Here is a 14,789-nt window from a genome sequence, read left to right as displayed (position 1 = left end):
GTAACCCGCACGCGGACCTGGAGGGCTGAAAGCCCGGAAGGCGCGTCATCCGGGGTGCCCTTTCTTTTGGTTACTTTTCTTTGGGCATGCAAAGAAAAGTGACCCGGCCTCCGGCAGGAGGTCGGAAGCCCGCGGCAGGCGAGCCGGGTCGCGGAGAGGCCAAAAAAGAGCGAAAAGGCAAAGTCACTGGATTCCCGCCTTCGCGGGAATGACGGTGAGGGATAGGGACGTAGTCGCTGGGACGGCGACGAGGGAATGGATCGTCCGGGCGAGCACCCGCCCCTCACCCCAACCCTCTCCCCGACGGGGAGAGGGAGCTATGTGCCGCACCCCGCAAGATAAGAAGCCACTGGCCCCAATCCGCTACCATTACCCCCATGAGCGACCAGCCCCAACCCCAGAACACTACCCATTTCGGCTTCCGCGACGTTCCCGTCGGCGACAAGCAGAAGCTCGTCGGCCAGGTTTTCACCTCCGTCGCGCGCAGCTATGACCTGATGAACGACCTCATGTCGTTCGGCGTCCATCGCCTGTGGAAGCGCCACTTCGTGTCGATCAGCGGCGTTCGCCGTGGCGATCGCGTGCTGGATCTGGCGGGCGGCACGGGTGACATCGCTGCGCTGCTGAAACCGGTGGTTGGCGCCGAAGGCGAAGTCATCGTGGGCGACATCAACGCCGCCATGCTGGGCGTGGGTCGCGACCGCATGACGGATCGCGGTCTCGTTTCCGGCCTGCGCTGGACCCAGCTCAACGCCGAAGCCCTGCCCTTCCCGGACAACAGCTTCGACGCGGTGACCATGGCCTTTGGCCTGCGCAATGTCACCGACAAGGACAAGGCGCTGGCGGATATCTGCCGCGTGCTGAAGCCGGGTGGTCGCGCGCTGGTGCTGGAGTTCTCGCGCGTGCAGAGCGAGCTCTTCAGCAAGCTCTACGATTTCCATTCGTTCAAGGTGCTGCCCAAGCTTGGCCAACTGTTTGCCGGTGACGCCGACAGCTACCAGTACCTCGCCGAATCGATCCGCAAGCATCCGGATCAGCAGACCTTGAAGGGCATGATGGAGCGTGCCGGCTTCGGCCGCGTGGACGTACGCAACCTGACCAATGGCATCGTGGCCATCCATCGCGCCTACAAATTCTGATCGGTTTCAAACGGACGTCCCCAGCGGCGTCCGCCATTTCGCGCAGCACGGCCAGCCACATCACAGGGATGACGATGAGCTCCAACGCCTCGCAACTTGAACGACTGACGTTCTTCTCCGATGCCGTGTTCGCCATCGCGATCACGCTGCTCATCATCGAGGTGCACGTGCCGCACCTGGAGACGCGAGACGATGGCGCCTACCTGCAGGCATTGCAGGCGCTGCAACCGAGCTTCTTCGGTTTCGCCCTGAGCTTCCTGGTCATCGGCGCCTTGTGGGTGGCGCATCACCGCGTGTTCGGCATGCTGGTGGACTACAAGCCCTCCATCATGTGGCCCAACATGCTGCTGCTGATGACGGTGGCCTTCATGCCCTTCGCCACGGCGCTGATGAGCTCCAACCCGCTCGCCCGCGTACCTGAAGTGGTTTATGCGGGCACACTGCTCGCCGCCGGGCTACTGCAATTCGTGCTGTTCGCCATGGCGCTGCGTGCGCCGTACGTGCGGTCCGACATCCCCGCCGAACACGTGACTGGCACCCGCTGGCGCGCATTGGGCCTGCCTGTCGCCGCGCTGCTGTCGCTCGTCGCTGCGTGCTTTGCGCCAGGCGTGAATAACGTGATGCTGTTTGGCATCCCGCTTTTCACGCGACTGTTCTACGCACTTGGGCAGCGCCGCGCGTTGCGTCTGCAACTGGCGCCTGTCGAAGGCTGAGAAGCGCCACCGCTCATGCCCTGAGCGATTTCTTGCGTTGCAGCGCGTGCGTGCATGGAATGGCATAGTGGCCTGACCGTTTCACGGAAGCGATTGCCATGCTGTCACGCCATCGGCCACTCGCCCTGTTCAGCGCCCTGCTCGGCTGGTTTGGCCTTGCGCTGCAACTGTGGTTTTCAGTCCGTATGTCCTTGGACAAGGGCGGCACGACGCTGGAAGGCGTGTGGCTGTTCCTGGGCTTCTACACCATCCTCACCAATCTGCTGGTGGCGGTAGTGCTGACCGTGGTGGGCATGGATGCGCGGGGGCGCTTCGGCGCGTTCTTCGCCCGTCCGGGTGTGCAGACTGCCGCCGCGATGAGCATCGTGATCGTCAGCGCCGTGTACAACCTGATGTTGCGTCAGCTGTGGAGTCCGACCGGCTGGCTGTTGATTGCGGACATGATCGTGCACGACATCATGCCGGTGCTGTATCTCGTGTACTGGTGGCTGGCCGTACCCAAGGGAACGCTGCGCTGGTCGCAGGTGCTGGCATGGCAAAGCTATCCGGCCGGCTATTTCTTCTACGTGCTCGTGCGTGGCGCAGTGAGTGGCTGGTATCCCTACCCGTTTCTCGACGTGACCGCGCTGGGCTACGTGCAGGTACTGATCGATGCGATCGCCGTGCTGGTGGCGTTCGTCATCGTGGCGTTGTTGCTGGTGACAATCGGCCGGTGGCAGGCGCGGCGACAGGGCCGCGCCGTTGTCGATGCGGCCTGATCAAGCCACACGGAAATCCTTGATCACATCGCCGTAATGGCGGGTTTCCGCCTCGTGTGCATCATCGCGCCAAGGCTCGGCCAGCGCAGCTTCATACCATTCGCGCATCGACGGCAGGGCAAGCATGCGCTCGACGTACGCCGATGCTTCGCCCTGCATGGGCAGATCGTAGGTCTGCACGCGAAACACCACCGGCGCATAGAACGCATCGACCGCCGTGAACTGATCACCGGCGAGGAACGGGCCGCCGAAGCGCGACAGCCCCTCGTTCCACAGCTCGTTGATGCGGGCGATATCCGCACGCAACGACGGACCGGTTTCGCGCAGGCGAACGCGGATGCCACAGCTCATGCCGCATGCGTTGCGCAGCGTGGCGAAGCCCGAGTGCATTTCGGCAGCGGCACAGCGTGCCCACGTGCGTGCTTCGCCTTTGGATGGCCAAACGCCGGGATGGCGTTCGGCGAGATATTCCACGATGGCCAGCGAATCCCACACCACGTCATCGCCGTGATGCAGGCAGGGTACGCGGCCGTTGGGGGCGAACTGACGGAATGCTTCCCAGTTGGAGCCATCGCCAAACACCATCTGGCGTTCGTCGAAGGGGATGCCGAGGTGTTTCATCAGCACCCAGGGACGCAACGACCACGACGAGTAATTCTTGTTGGCGATATAAAGCGTGGCCACGCGATGCTCCAATGCTCTCAGGTGCCGAGCATCATGCCTGCTTGGCGGGATGCCCGACCACGGGAGCGGGCTGCGCGCGACGGCGCGCATTCGCCAGCACCACGCCACCGATGGTGATCACACCACCCACCAGCGTGAGCAACGTGGGACGCTCGCCCAGCCAAGCCCAGCCGATGAGCACGGCGATCGGCGGCGAAAAGTAGATGAAGCTGCTCACCTGCGACGCTGGCGCGCGTTGCAGCGCGGCGTTCCACGCGATGTAGCCGATGAAGGTAGGCGCAATGCCCAGCCACAGCAGCGCTCCGATATGCGACGGCGCGGCATGCATCAGCGCCTGCGGAAGCCCCAGACCGAAGGGCAGCGCGCCCAGCGTGCCGGCGAAGAAGGTGAAACCGGTGACGCCCAGCATGCTGTTGCGCGCGAACAGCGGCTTCTGGCCCACGAAGAAGATGGAACATCCCACCACGCTCACCAGCACCAGCGCGGCCATGGGTTCCACCTTGACGTCCTTGCCGCTGGTGAGCACCACCAGCACCACGCCGACCAGCGCCACGCCCAGTCCGAGCAGCGTGCGTGGCGACAGGCGTTCGCGCAGCCAGATGGCCGACAGCGCCGCCGTGGTCGCCGGAACCAGCGAGATCAGAATGGCGGCCGTGCCGCTGGCCACGCGGGTTTCCGCCGTATTGAGGCACAAGTGGTACACGGTGAGGCCAATCACGCCGAGCAACGTCAGCACGGGCCAGTCCCGCTTGGCCGGCATGGGCACATGCTTCACCAGCATCAGCACGGCGAAGCAGAGCGAGCCAATGGCCAGGCGGGCCAGCGCCACTTCGCCGGGCGTGAACCCGGCCAGCGCATAGGCGATCGCGGCATAGGCCGACGACCAGGTAAGCAGGGCGATGCCGATGTAAGCGAGGGCACGCCCGTCCAGGCGTTCCGGGGTCTGCATGGGACGAAATCCGGTGGGGAATGCTGCGCATCGTAAGGTTCGACGCGATGCGCTTGAATGATGAATCAGCGTACGATGCGAATGTTTCGCCAACGAACGAAATGTCCATGAACGCAGCCACCTTTGAATCGAAACCGATTTGGGACGCCACCGATTGGCAGCTGCTGGAGGCCCTGCAGCAGGATGCCCGGTTGGGTTACGCCGAGTTGGGCCGCAAGGTCAGGCTTTCCGCGCCCGCCGTGGCCGAGCGGGTGAAACGCCTGGAGGAAGCCGGGGTCATAGCCGGCTATCGGGCCGTGGTGAACCCGCGCAAGCTGGGCTACGAGATCGACGCCATGATCCGCCTGCGTTGCGACGGCGGCATCTGCGCCCGCGTGGGCTCGCTGGTGGCCGACATTCCCGAAGTGCTCGATTGCCGCCGCCTGGCGGGCGAGGATTCCGCCCTGCTGCGCGTGGTGGCCATGTCCATCCCTCACCTGGAAACCGTGCTGGACCGGCTGCTGAAGATCCACGCCAGCATCAGCACCACCACGCTGGTGGTGCTGCAGACACCCCACGAAAACCGCCCCCTCACGCGCACCATGTGGGCCAATGGGCGCAGCCTGCTGGACACCTAGCCGTCCATGTCCGTTGGGGCGCGGGAAATCCTATAGTGGCAAGCATCGCCGTCCGGATACCTGCGCCCTCCCATGGCTGCACACCGAAACACGGGAAATGAGCCGTTTTGCCTGGCCGACGGCACGCATCTTGCGTGTCAGCAGGATATCGCCAGCGCTCAGCCAGCCCTTACCCGTGCCATGGACACCGCCCTGCTCAACAAGATCATGGATCTCCTATGGGATGCCATCTGTGTCGTGGACACGGAGGGGCGGTACGTGTTCGTCAGCGCCGCCTACGAGCGCATCTTCGGCTACAAGCCGGATGAGGTGATCGGCCGCCGCATGATCGACCTGGTGCATCCGGACGATCGCGAAGCCACGCTGGAAGTGGCCAGCGCCATCATGGCCGGCCACCCGCAGTCGCATTTCCAGAACCGATACATCCGCAAGGATGGTTCGGTGGTGCACATCATGTGGTCGGCGCGCTGGTCAGAGACGGAGCAGATGCGTATCGCGGTGGCGCGCGACATCACCGCGCTCAAGCGTGCCGAATCGATGACCGCCGCACTGCACGCCATCTCCGAGGCGGCGCATACGGCCGACAACCTGCCCACGCTGTACGAAGAGATCCACCGCATCGTCGGCGCCCTGCTGCCGGCCGGCAATTTCTTCGTGGCGCTGTACGACCCGTTGCACAACGAAATGACGTTTCCGTATTTCGTCGACGAACGCGACGACACGCCGCCCGCGCAAAGCATGGACGCCGGCTCGCTCACCGCGCAGGTCATCCGCAGCGGACAAGCCTTGCTGGTGACGCCGGGCGCGCCTTCGGACCCCTCCTTGCCGGTGATCGGCACGGACGCCCTGCACTGGCTGGGCGTGCCGTTGTGTTCGCAGGGCATCACGGTGGGTGCGCTGGTGGTGCAGAGCTATTCCGATGCCACGCGCTACACCGAGGCCGACAAGGAGCTGCTGCAGTTCGTGTCCACGCAGGTGGCCGCCGCCATCGAGCGCAAGCAGGCCGAGGCGCGACTGCATCACATCGCACGCCACGATCCGCTGACCGACCTGGCCAATCGCGACCTGTTCCACCAGCAATTCGAATCCGCACTGGAAAACGTGAGCCGTTTCGGTGGCAACCTGGCGCTGCTCTACATCGATCTCGACAAGTTCAAGCTGGTGAACGACCGCTACGGTCATCACACCGGCGACCTGCTGCTGTGCGAAGTGGCGCAGCGCATCCGCAGCCATCTGCGCGAAGGCGACGTCGTGGGTCGCATGGGCGGCGATGAATTCGTGGTGCTGCTGTGTCGTCTGCAATCCTTGGCGGACAGCATCAGCGTGGCGGAAAAACTGCGAGCCGCCATCCACGAACCGTTCCAGCTGGGCGACCACATGCTGCATGCGTCGGTCAGCATTGGCGTCGCGACGTACCCGCTGCATGGGCGCACATCGCGCGAATTGTCCCGCGCTGCGGATGCGGCGATGTATCAGGTCAAGGAATTTGGCGGTAACCGCGTGCGCATCGCCGGTGATACCGACAAGCCGGTGCAGGACAAGGCCGCACCAGGCCTCGGTCGTTGAGCGCAGGCCACCCGCGCGCTACAGCTTGAGGTAGATCGCCTTGCGGTCCATCGCGTAGACGATCAGCCACCACACCGCGACGAACACGATGGCGTAAGCGAGGGACGCCACGTAAGGCCCCGCCAGCGGCGTGATCCAGCCGGCGAACGCGTTTTGATAAAGCGCATCCTGCATGCCGAGGCCCGGCAACACTATCTGCATCAGTTCCGAACCGGCATAAGCGGCCACCGCATTGACGCCGAAACGGCGGCCGATGGGCGGCCAGCCCCAGCAGTCAATCAACACGTGGAACAGCACCAGCGCCAGCGATGCCCAGCCCGCCGTCCACAGCACGAACGACGAACTCCACAGATTCTTGTTGAACGGAAATACCAGCGACCAGATCCAACCGAGCAGCAACCATGCGATGCCGGCAGCGATGATCGCCCTGGTATTTCCACTGCGCAGCCATTGACCCGCGCGCAGACCAAGCAGCGATGTGGCCAGCGAGGGAAGGCAGCCCAGCAAGCCTTCCGGATCGTGGCCGCGCCCCGTGGCGGGATCAATCAGATACACGGTGTGACCGAAGAGGGCGAAATCCGTGCGGCTGACGATATTGGCGAACGGTTCCAGCGAACCGCCGACCAGAAGCAGGCTCCAGTAGCCGAGCAGCAGCACGGCGATGGTGATCCATTGCACGCGCGGCCGGGTGTAAACGGCAAACATCGCCGCGCCCGCAAAGCACACACCAATGCGCTGAAGCACGCCCGGCAAACGCAGATGCGCTCCCGGCAGGATCAGCCACGCCACCACGTTGATCGCCACGCCGAGCAGCACGATGCGCAGCGCGCGTTTTAGCGCGGCGCGCATCTGCTCGCCCTTGTCGGCTCCTTTTTCCAACCGGGGGCCAATGGCCAGCGCAATGGACACGCCGACCACGAACAAGAAGAACGGAAACACCAGATCGGTGGGCGTGCAGCCGTTCCACTCGGCGTGTTTCAACGGGCCGTACGTATGGCTCCAGTCGCCCGGATCATTGACCAGCAACATCAAGGCGACGGTACAGCCACGCAAGGCGTCGACCGAGGCGAGTCGGCGCAGCATGGCTTTCACGGCCCCGCTTTCTCGGCCGGCAACAGCGTGACAGCACCCACGCCCCAGATCGGTCCGGTGATCGGCGAGGTGAACACCAGGCACAGGTCATGCGTTCCCACCTGCTTCTTCAACGCACCCTGCAGGGTGAACGTGGCCGGCGTATCGGTCGGCAGCGGCAGCGTGCCAAGTACCTTGCCCTTGCAACTGTCCAGACGCACCACCAGCTCGCCCTGCGGCGTGGTCGCTTTGTGCGCGACCACCAGCTTGGCTTCGTGCGCCAGCGCGAAGTTGCGCGGCAAGGTGGCCGTATCCACGCGAATGCCAGCGATGCCATCAAGTTTCGCCGCGCGATACATGCGGCAATTGTCGAATACGTTGATCAGGTAGGTCGGCGCCATGCTCGTCGCATCGGGCGTGGGCTGCACGCGCAGGCGGAAGTTGCTGCCGGCGCAATTTTCCAGTTCACCGGTGGTGCGCGTTCGCAGCGACGGCAGATCGATCACGCGCATGCGCGCGGCCGCCAGCGGCGTACCGTCGTCGGCGAGCGACACCGCCTTGATGGTGCTGGGCACGGTCACGGTGAACGGACTGACGTACAACGGCGACGACGCACCCGGCTCGCTGCCGTCCGTGGTGTAGTGCAGGTTGCCGAACTTCACCTGGTCGGCCAGCGTGACCTTGGCGTGGCCCGTGGTGATGGCGGCATTGCGATCCACCTCGATGGAAGGCGCGAACGCACTGTCGGCATAACCGACGTCCTGGGCGCGATAACGTGCCAGCTGCGCCGGCAAGCGCTCCACGAAGCCACGGAAATCGCGCTGCTTCACCGGCGTCCACGCCGCTTCGGACAGCGCATCCATGCGCGGGAACACCGCGTGCTGCAGATGACGCATCGTGGGCATGTGCTCGGTGAACATGGCCGCCTGCATGCCCAGCACGTGCTTGGCCTGCGTCGCGTCGAGTTCCTTGGGCACGGCCTCGAACTCGTAGTAGTTCTGCAAGGTCTGCGCCGGCAGGCGACCGGTGGTTTCGTCCGGCAGGTCGCTCTGCATCTGGTCCATATAGAGCTGCGGCGACGGCGACAGCACCACGTCGTGCCCCAGCTTCGCGGCGTCGATGGCACCCTGCGTGCCGCGCCATGACATCACCGTTGCGCTCGCCGGCACACCACCTTCAAGGATTTCGTCCCAGCCGATCAGCCTGCGTCCGTGCGACGTGAGGTACTGGCCCATCTGACCGATGAACCAGCTTTGCAGCGCGTCTTCGTTCTTGATGCCCAGCGCACGCATGCGCGCCTGCACGGTAGCGGAGGCCTGCCATTGATCCTTCACCGCCTCGTCGCCACCCACATGGATGTAGGTGGAAGGAAACAGCGCCATCACTTCGTCCAGCACGTTCTGCAGGAAGTGGATGGTGGAGTCGTCCACGTTGTAGAGGTAGGGATTCACGCCCCAGTCCACCGACACGGCCGGTCGCTGCCCGGTCGAGCCGAGTTCCGGATAGGACGCCACCGCGGCTTGCGCGTGGCCCGGCATGTCCAGCTCGGGCACCACGGTGATGTGGCGCTCGGCGGCGTAGGCCACGATGGCGCGGATGTCGTCCTGCGTGTAGAAGCCGCCGTAACGCGCCGGCTCATCCTTCTTGCCCACGCGAGGTGGCGTGCGCCAGGCGCCGATGCGGGTAAGCTCGGGATAGCGCTTGATTTCGATGCGCCAGCCCTGGTCATCCGTCAGGTGCCAATGCAGCGTGTTGAGTTTGTGCTGCGCCATCTGGTCGATGATGCTGCGCACTTCGTCCGGCGTCTGGAAATGACGCGCGGAGTCGAGCATGAAGCCACGCCACGCGAAGCGCGGTTCGTCGCGGATATGCACCGCCTCGACACGAACATCCCCGCTGCCCTGTGCCGGCGTCAGCAATTGCCACGCGGTGATGGCGCCATAGAACAGACCGGCCTCGTCACGCGCCGTGATCACGATGCCTTTGTCAGTGACATCCAGCGCGTAGCCTTCCGCATTCGCCACCGGCGCCTGCAGGTCGCGCTTGAGCACAATGGCGCCCGCTTCGGCAGCACCCGTCTTCACCTGCAAAGGCAGATGGCGCGTGCTGTTCGCGAGCTTGGCGAGGTAGTCCGCTGCATGGCGCGCCTCCGCATCGTTGCCATCCACCACGATCGGTGTCTGCGCCGTGACCGTGAACGCATTGCCCGACACGCTGATCTGCGCCGGCAGGGGAATCAGGTTCGCGACGGGCGCGGCATGGGCCAACGCACCCAGGCCACACAGGGCAAAGGCCAGCACATAGCGTGTCTTCTTCATGGTGTCGTCTCGCAGTTCTGCATCAATCGTGGGGAAGGCTGATGGCGAACAGATACCACGCGTCGTGCGGCAGCCATTGTTCGGTCCAGCGCCAGTCTTCGTCTTTGCCCGTCTGCGCGTAGCCAAGATCGAAGGCAATGCCTTCTTCGTCGGTCAGCCCGGACGTGATGCCGTTGATGATCGCACCCGGCGCATTGGTGTACGCGTAGGAGTCGAAAAACATGTAGGGCGCGTTGCGATGGCCGCTGGCCATCAGCATGCTGCTGTCGAACGGATTGCGGCCCAGTATCCAGTGCAGCTGGTTCCACGCGTACGCCTGCAGCCGTTTCTGGAAGGCGGCGTCGCCCGCATAAAGCGGCGCGGCAAGTCGCGCTGCGGCAGCCAGCGACGCAATGCGTGCGTTCTCGCCCTGCCACCACGGTGCAGCCTCGGTGTCGTGCGGGAAGAAGAATGCGGTGCGAACCTTGCCATCGCCACCACGTACCAGCTGGCGTGCGACACCGAACGGATTGTTGACATCGTTCGTCACGGCAAGCTCGGAGGCGAGCGAGCGCTTTACCGTGTCGCGTACTTTCGCTGCACGCCTGACATCGGCGATGCCGGCGTATTCAACCAGCGCCACGACCGGCAAGCCGGCGTCGGAAGGATGGAAGAACGGCCGCGTGCCGTCGTCGGCGCGCCAGTAGTCGCGATGGCCATCGTGCGAGATCAGCCGCGCCATCAAGCGCTCGGCTCTCGCGTCCGCTGCCTTGCGCCAGGTCTCGTCGTGCGTGGCGCGATACAGCTCCACGGCAGCGATCAGCGCGCAGTAGTCGTCGGTGATGTTGTCCTTGTGATCGAACGTGAGCTCGCGGTTGTTCGCATCCAGGAAGCGGTACGCATCTTCTGCTGCTTTCAGGTAATCCTTCGCAGTGAAATCGCCATCGACACCCGTACTCGCGGCCACGGCCAGCGCGGCAATGGCCATGCCACCACCCGCACGAAAACTCGCCTCGAACGCATGCGGACCACGTGCAGGCTGCTCGACATGCTCCGTGTGATCGCCCGGGTTGAGCTTGATCTGCGTCTTCCAGTTCGGATCGCCAATGCGGCGATCCTGCGGCAGCTTGCCTGGGCCGGGCGCGTCGATGGATTGATAGAACGAGCCGTTCGGCCGTTTATCGCGCACCAGGAAATCGGCGCCAAACAGGCCTTCGTCGAGGAGGCGACGGTTGTACTCGTTGAAGTTCTTGTCGTTGCGCGCTTCCAGCTGTTGCCACGTGCGGAGCAGGCTCCACGCAGCCAGCGGCAACTGCTGGGTGTTGAAATAGTTGGTCGGGTTCTGGTGCGACAGGTGAATGCCGTAGTCGCCCGTGGCGTCGTACCAGCCGCCGCGGATGTCGAGCGTGCCTGGTGACCTGTCCGGATGGGCCAGATGCGTATCGGCCTTGTCGATCAGGCCTGTCGAGCGCTGGCCCTTGAAGTAATACACAACGTTGGAAAGCGTGTTGCGTTCGAGCACGTTGTCCTGCACGTCGAACGTCCACGAGCGCGCGTCGTGCCCCGGAAGTTCCACGTAGTAGTGGCCGGGCGCGTGTACGCTGCTGAAATCGGCGATGGCGTATTCGTCGCCCCAGTGCGCGACCTTGCCGGACGACGAAAGCATGCCCTGCAACGCCACCTTGCCGGTATCGGCGTCCACCACCTGGAACGGCTGCCCGGAGGCTTCGCCCTTCACGATGGCTTGCTTGATCGCCGCCGGGTCGTAACCGACCTGGTCGACCAGCACCTTGACGTCCGATGCCACGGCGCCTTGCGCGACGAGCATCGAGAGGACGACCGCAAGACGGCGACAGGACGTCATGTCATCACTCCAGCAGGTTTTGGAAACAGCGATCCCCGATGAAAAATCGGGCCCGGCAAGTGTGCCGGGCCCGTTTCGGGGAGAAAAGTTCTACAACCAATTAGAACTTGAAGTTGGCCTTCAGCATGTACTGGCGGCCAGTGACGTACTCGGACGACATCTGCGTCTTGCTGCCCAGGTACGCGTAGTACTTGGAGTTCAGCAGGTTCAGCATGTTCAGGCTGAGCGAGAAGTTCTTGTTGATCTCGTAGCCCAGGGTGGCGTCCAGTTCCTTGAAGCCATCGACGTAGGTCGACGGTGCACCGGCCACGTAACCACCGGCGAGGTAGCTCGAACGGTAGCTGTAGGCGAGGCTGGCGCTGTACGGACCTTCTTCGTAGTACGGAGCGACCGTGTACGAGTTCTTGGAGTTGTACGGCAGCGCGCCGCCCGTCTTGGTGGATGCGTCGGAGTACGTGTAGTTGGCACGCAGACCGAAGCCGTAGCCGTACGACTGCTGGTACGAGATGGTGCCGCCCTTGACCTTGGCGCGACCACCGTCAACCGGTGCGGTCACGTCGTAAGCGCAGATACCGGCGGTCGTACACTGTCCGGAAGCAACCAGCGCCGCAGCGGCGGTGGCGAAGTCCGGCAGGGCCCACGAACCGTTCTGGCGTTCCTGCGTGGTGGCGGCGTTGACGATGTAGTTCAGCACGTTCTTGTAGAAGAACGACACGGCAATCACCGACTGCGGGTTGAAGTACCACTCAGCCGAACCATCCCAGTTCACCGAACGATACGGCTTGATGTTCGGGTTACCGGCAGCAGCCGTCAGCACGGTGTCGTTGGCGGCGAAGTACGGAGCCATCTGGTTGTACGGAGCGTACGCGATGGTTTCCGAACCCGCGCCGCGCAGGACGATGTCCGGCGTGACGTTGTAGGCGATGTTGAACGACGGCAGCCAGTTGTTGTGCGTGCTGTCCTGGGTGACGTAACCGAAGCCGGCCGGGAACACGCAGTCCCACGAGTCGGAAGCGGCGCAGTCCTGCGGCACCACGTAGCCGCTGCTGACGTTCTTGGTGTGCACGTAGCGCACGCCCACGTTGCCATGCAGGTTGTCGTTGCCGAAGTTGGCCTGCAGGTAAGCAGCCTCGTTCTCCTGCGACGTGGCGAAGGTGTTATCCCAGTACGAGTTCGCGTCCTGGGCAACGCCGAAGCCCGGGGTGCTTTCGATCGCGTTGAAGATCGCGTCGGCACCGGCGGTCTGCACGTGCTGGATGGCCGTCTGCGACAGGCCCAGGCTGTTGGCGCCCTTGAGGTTGGTCAGGCCGCCGTAGCCGATGCCCAGCAGCGTGAGCGTCTGCGGACCGGTGTAGACGTTGAGCGTCTGGCTTTCCCAGTGCTTGGCGTAACGCACGCCGGCCTGGATGTTGTTGAGGAAGCCGTCGAAGTCCTTGGTGAAGTCCAACTGGCCGTACGTATCCTTGGCCTTGTACAGCTCCTTGCCAAGGTTGCCGCCCCAGCCGTTGTCAGCCCAGTAAGCCGGGTTGTTGGCGGTGGTCGGGTCGGTGTACTGCGGGCCCTGGTTGATGGACCAGTCGAAGCCGCCGCCGTAATAGATTTCCTTCACGGCCGCTTCCATCGGGTTGCGCGACACGCTCACGCCGGCCTGGCCATTCAAGCGCCAGCCGTCACCCTTGTACTCGCCGGTCAGGTCCACGCCCTTGGTGGTGATGACCGACTTGCGCGCATTGTTGTCGGCGTAGGGGTCGGCGGTGCTGGTGCAGGCGAGGTTCTGCAGGCACGGCGTACCGGCCTGGCTGCCGCTGGTGAGGATGCCGTTCGGGCCTTCATTCAGCGAGGTGATGCCGGCCGGGTTGTGCAGCGACCACGGGTACAGCGACTGGTTGACGTTGCCCAGGTTGTCGCGGGCATACATCAGGCCGAGGTTGAAGCTCAGCTCGGAGGTCGGCTTCCACTGGACGTTGGAGGTGACGCTGTCACGCTTCTCGGTCTGCTGGAAGTTGGACACGCTGATCTGGTTCGGGATCTGGTCGGTCAGCTTGATCTTGCCGGCGGCCACTTCAGCGGCTGCGACCGGGCTGCTGCCCACGATGGAGGCCACCGACGAGTAACCGTAGTTTTCCAGGCCCTGGCGGTTCTGGTACTGCTCGTAGTGCTGGGCGGACACGTCGACGCCAAAGGTCTTGTCGTCGTTGTGCCAGCTGTAGAACACCGAACCCGACGGACGGCTGCTCTCGACCATGTCGTTGTAGTTCACGCCGAACGAACCGGTCAGCGTGTTGGACGGCACGTCAAGCGGCTTCACCGTGTGCATCACGATGGTGCCACCGATGGCGCCTTCCGGCAGACGGGCTTCCGGGCTCTTGTAGATTTCGAGCTGGCCGATCACTTCCGGCGCAAGCAGCGAGAAGTTGAAGCCGCGGTTCGGCGCGTCGTCGTACAGCCACACGGCCTGTGCCACCGGGTGGCCATCGAGCAGCGTCAGGTTGAGGCTGGGGTCCATGCCGTTGATGCTGACGCGCTGGGTCGCACCCAGCTGGCGGTCGAGCGTCACGCCCGGCACCTGGGCCAGCGCTTCGGCCACGTTCGAGGCCGGGAACTTGCCGATGTCTTCCGACGTGATGGCGTCGACGATGGCGTCGGCGTTGCGCTTGGTGTCCATCGACGCCTGCAGGCTGGCGCGGATACCGGTAACGGTAACGGTCTCCAGCTCCTTGGCCTTGGACTGGTCAGCGGTGGTGTCGGTGGTCGACTGCGCGGCCGGGCCAGTGGTGGCCGGGGCTGCGGTCTGGGCGTGAATGGAGCCGGTCAAACACAAACCGGCGATGATGCTGGCGGCTAGCAGAGTCTTGCGCTGTGACATGGTGTCCTCCCCTCGAAGGCGTTTTCTGCAGCGGACGTTTGTGGGATGTCCGGCTGCGGCGTGGCTGTCTGGGCTCGCGCCCGGTTCAATGCAACGGTGTGGTCAGTGGAACGGTGTGGCCTTACCTAGTACTGCGCTCTCCCCTGGGTCTTACGCTCGCCCGTCCAGGTACAGGCCGGCTGCACCAATCACACCGTGCTGGCCGTGCTCCATCAGTCGTACGGGAACTTGCTGCAAGAAGGCGCGCATCACGCCCTTGTTGAAG

Annotated in this window: 12 protein-coding genes; 5 read left to right on the top strand and 7 right to left on the bottom strand. The window is 64.0% G+C overall.

Annotated elements, in window-relative coordinates; genetic code table 11:
- Positions 1-377: 377 nt before the first annotated feature.
- The 3 genes from ubiE (at position 378) to DK366_RS14715 (ending at position 2,610) form a co-directional block, all read left to right on the top strand.
- Positions 378-1,139, top strand: a complete 762-nt coding sequence (ubiE, locus tag DK366_RS14725) for a bifunctional demethylmenaquinone methyltransferase/2-methoxy-6-polyprenyl-1,4-benzoquinol methylase UbiE (protein ID WP_109126304.1) — start codon at positions 378-380, stop codon at positions 1,137-1,139.
- A 74-nt stretch (positions 1,140-1,213) separates the two neighbouring features.
- Entirely contained in the window at positions 1,214-1,852 is a 639-nt protein-coding gene (locus DK366_RS14720; RefSeq protein ID WP_157956556.1) for a TMEM175 family protein, read from the top strand.
- A gap of 98 nt (positions 1,853-1,950) precedes the next feature.
- Complete coding sequence (locus DK366_RS14715; protein ID WP_109126302.1) at positions 1,951-2,610, top strand: Pr6Pr family membrane protein; 660 nt, start codon at positions 1,951-1,953, stop codon at positions 2,608-2,610.
- Here DK366_RS14715 and DK366_RS14710 read toward each other — a convergent pair whose 3' ends face one another.
- Positions 2,611-3,294: a glutathione S-transferase family protein gene (locus DK366_RS14710; RefSeq protein WP_109126319.1), complete on the bottom strand. Its 684-nt coding sequence runs from the start codon at positions 3,292-3,294 to the stop codon at positions 2,611-2,613.
- Positions 3,295-3,325: 31 nt separating this feature from the next.
- A complete protein-coding gene (locus tag DK366_RS14705) occupies positions 3,326-4,243 on the bottom strand; it encodes a DMT family transporter (RefSeq protein ID WP_109126301.1) in 918 nt (305 codons plus the stop codon).
- Positions 4,244-4,350: 107 nt separating this feature from the next.
- On the opposite strand from DK366_RS14705, the gene DK366_RS14700 reads away from it, so the two are divergent.
- Positions 4,351-4,860 (top strand): Lrp/AsnC family transcriptional regulator, encoded by a 510-nt coding sequence (locus tag DK366_RS14700; RefSeq protein ID WP_109126318.1) that lies wholly within the window; start codon positions 4,351-4,353, stop codon positions 4,858-4,860.
- A gap of 72 nt (positions 4,861-4,932) precedes the next feature.
- Positions 4,933-6,426, top strand: coding sequence for a diguanylate cyclase (locus DK366_RS14695; protein WP_343125628.1), 1,494 nt, complete (start codon positions 4,933-4,935; stop codon positions 6,424-6,426).
- 18 nt (positions 6,427-6,444) lie between these two features.
- On the opposite strand, the gene DK366_RS14690 is transcribed toward DK366_RS14695, so the two are convergent.
- The 5 genes from DK366_RS14690 to DK366_RS14670 form a co-directional block, all read right to left on the bottom strand.
- A complete protein-coding gene (locus tag DK366_RS14690) occupies positions 6,445-7,509 on the bottom strand; it encodes a heparan-alpha-glucosaminide N-acetyltransferase domain-containing protein (RefSeq protein WP_198651564.1) in 1,065 nt (354 codons plus the stop codon).
- A 5-nt stretch (positions 7,510-7,514) separates the two neighbouring features.
- Positions 7,515-9,815, bottom strand: coding sequence for a family 20 glycosylhydrolase (locus DK366_RS14685; protein ID WP_109126299.1), 2,301 nt, complete (start codon positions 9,813-9,815; stop codon positions 7,515-7,517).
- Positions 9,816-9,837: 22 nt separating this feature from the next.
- A complete protein-coding gene (locus DK366_RS14680) occupies positions 9,838-11,658 on the bottom strand; it encodes a glycoside hydrolase family 9 protein (protein ID WP_109126298.1) in 1,821 nt (606 codons plus the stop codon).
- A 100-nt stretch (positions 11,659-11,758) separates the two neighbouring features.
- Complete coding sequence (locus tag DK366_RS14675) at positions 11,759-14,524, bottom strand: TonB-dependent receptor (protein WP_109126297.1); 2,766 nt, start codon at positions 14,522-14,524, stop codon at positions 11,759-11,761.
- Between the two features lie 150 nt (positions 14,525-14,674).
- On the bottom strand, positions 14,675-14,789 hold a 115-nt coding region (locus DK366_RS14670; protein WP_232821064.1), incomplete at its 5' end, for a glucokinase.

This window comes from Dyella sp. C11, from assembly GCF_003121485.1.
In the GTDB taxonomy this organism is placed as follows: domain Bacteria; phylum Pseudomonadota; class Gammaproteobacteria; order Xanthomonadales; family Rhodanobacteraceae; genus Dyella.
This window is presented reverse-complemented; position numbering and strand designations above follow the sequence as displayed.

Bases quoted from the DNA above. Each gene is read 5' to 3' on its own strand.
- ubiE (WP_109126304.1), top strand. From the start codon at position 378: ATGAGCGACCAGCCCCAACCCCAGAACACTACCCATTTCGGCTTCCGC.
- DK366_RS14720 (WP_157956556.1), top strand. From the start codon at position 1,214: ATGAGCTCCAACGCCTCGCAACTTGAACGACTGACGTTCTTCTCCGAT.
- DK366_RS14715 (WP_109126302.1), top strand. From the start codon at position 1,951: ATGCTGTCACGCCATCGGCCACTCGCCCTGTTCAGCGCCCTGCTCGGC.
- DK366_RS14705 (WP_109126301.1), bottom strand. From the start codon at position 4,243: ATGCAGACCCCGGAACGCCTGGACGGGCGTGCCCTCGCTTACATCGGC.
- DK366_RS14700 (WP_109126318.1), top strand. From the start codon at position 4,351: ATGAACGCAGCCACCTTTGAATCGAAACCGATTTGGGACGCCACCGAT.
- DK366_RS14695 (WP_343125628.1), top strand. From the start codon at position 4,933: ATGGCTGCACACCGAAACACGGGAAATGAGCCGTTTTGCCTGGCCGAC.
- DK366_RS14690 (WP_198651564.1), bottom strand. From the start codon at position 7,509: ATGCTGCGCCGACTCGCCTCGGTCGACGCCTTGCGTGGCTGTACCGTC.
- DK366_RS14685 (WP_109126299.1), bottom strand. From the start codon at position 9,815: ATGAAGAAGACACGCTATGTGCTGGCCTTTGCCCTGTGTGGCCTGGGT.
- DK366_RS14680 (WP_109126298.1), bottom strand. From the start codon at position 11,658: ATGACGTCCTGTCGCCGTCTTGCGGTCGTCCTCTCGATGCTCGTCGCG.
- DK366_RS14675 (WP_109126297.1), bottom strand. From the start codon at position 14,524: ATGTCACAGCGCAAGACTCTGCTAGCCGCCAGCATCATCGCCGGTTTG.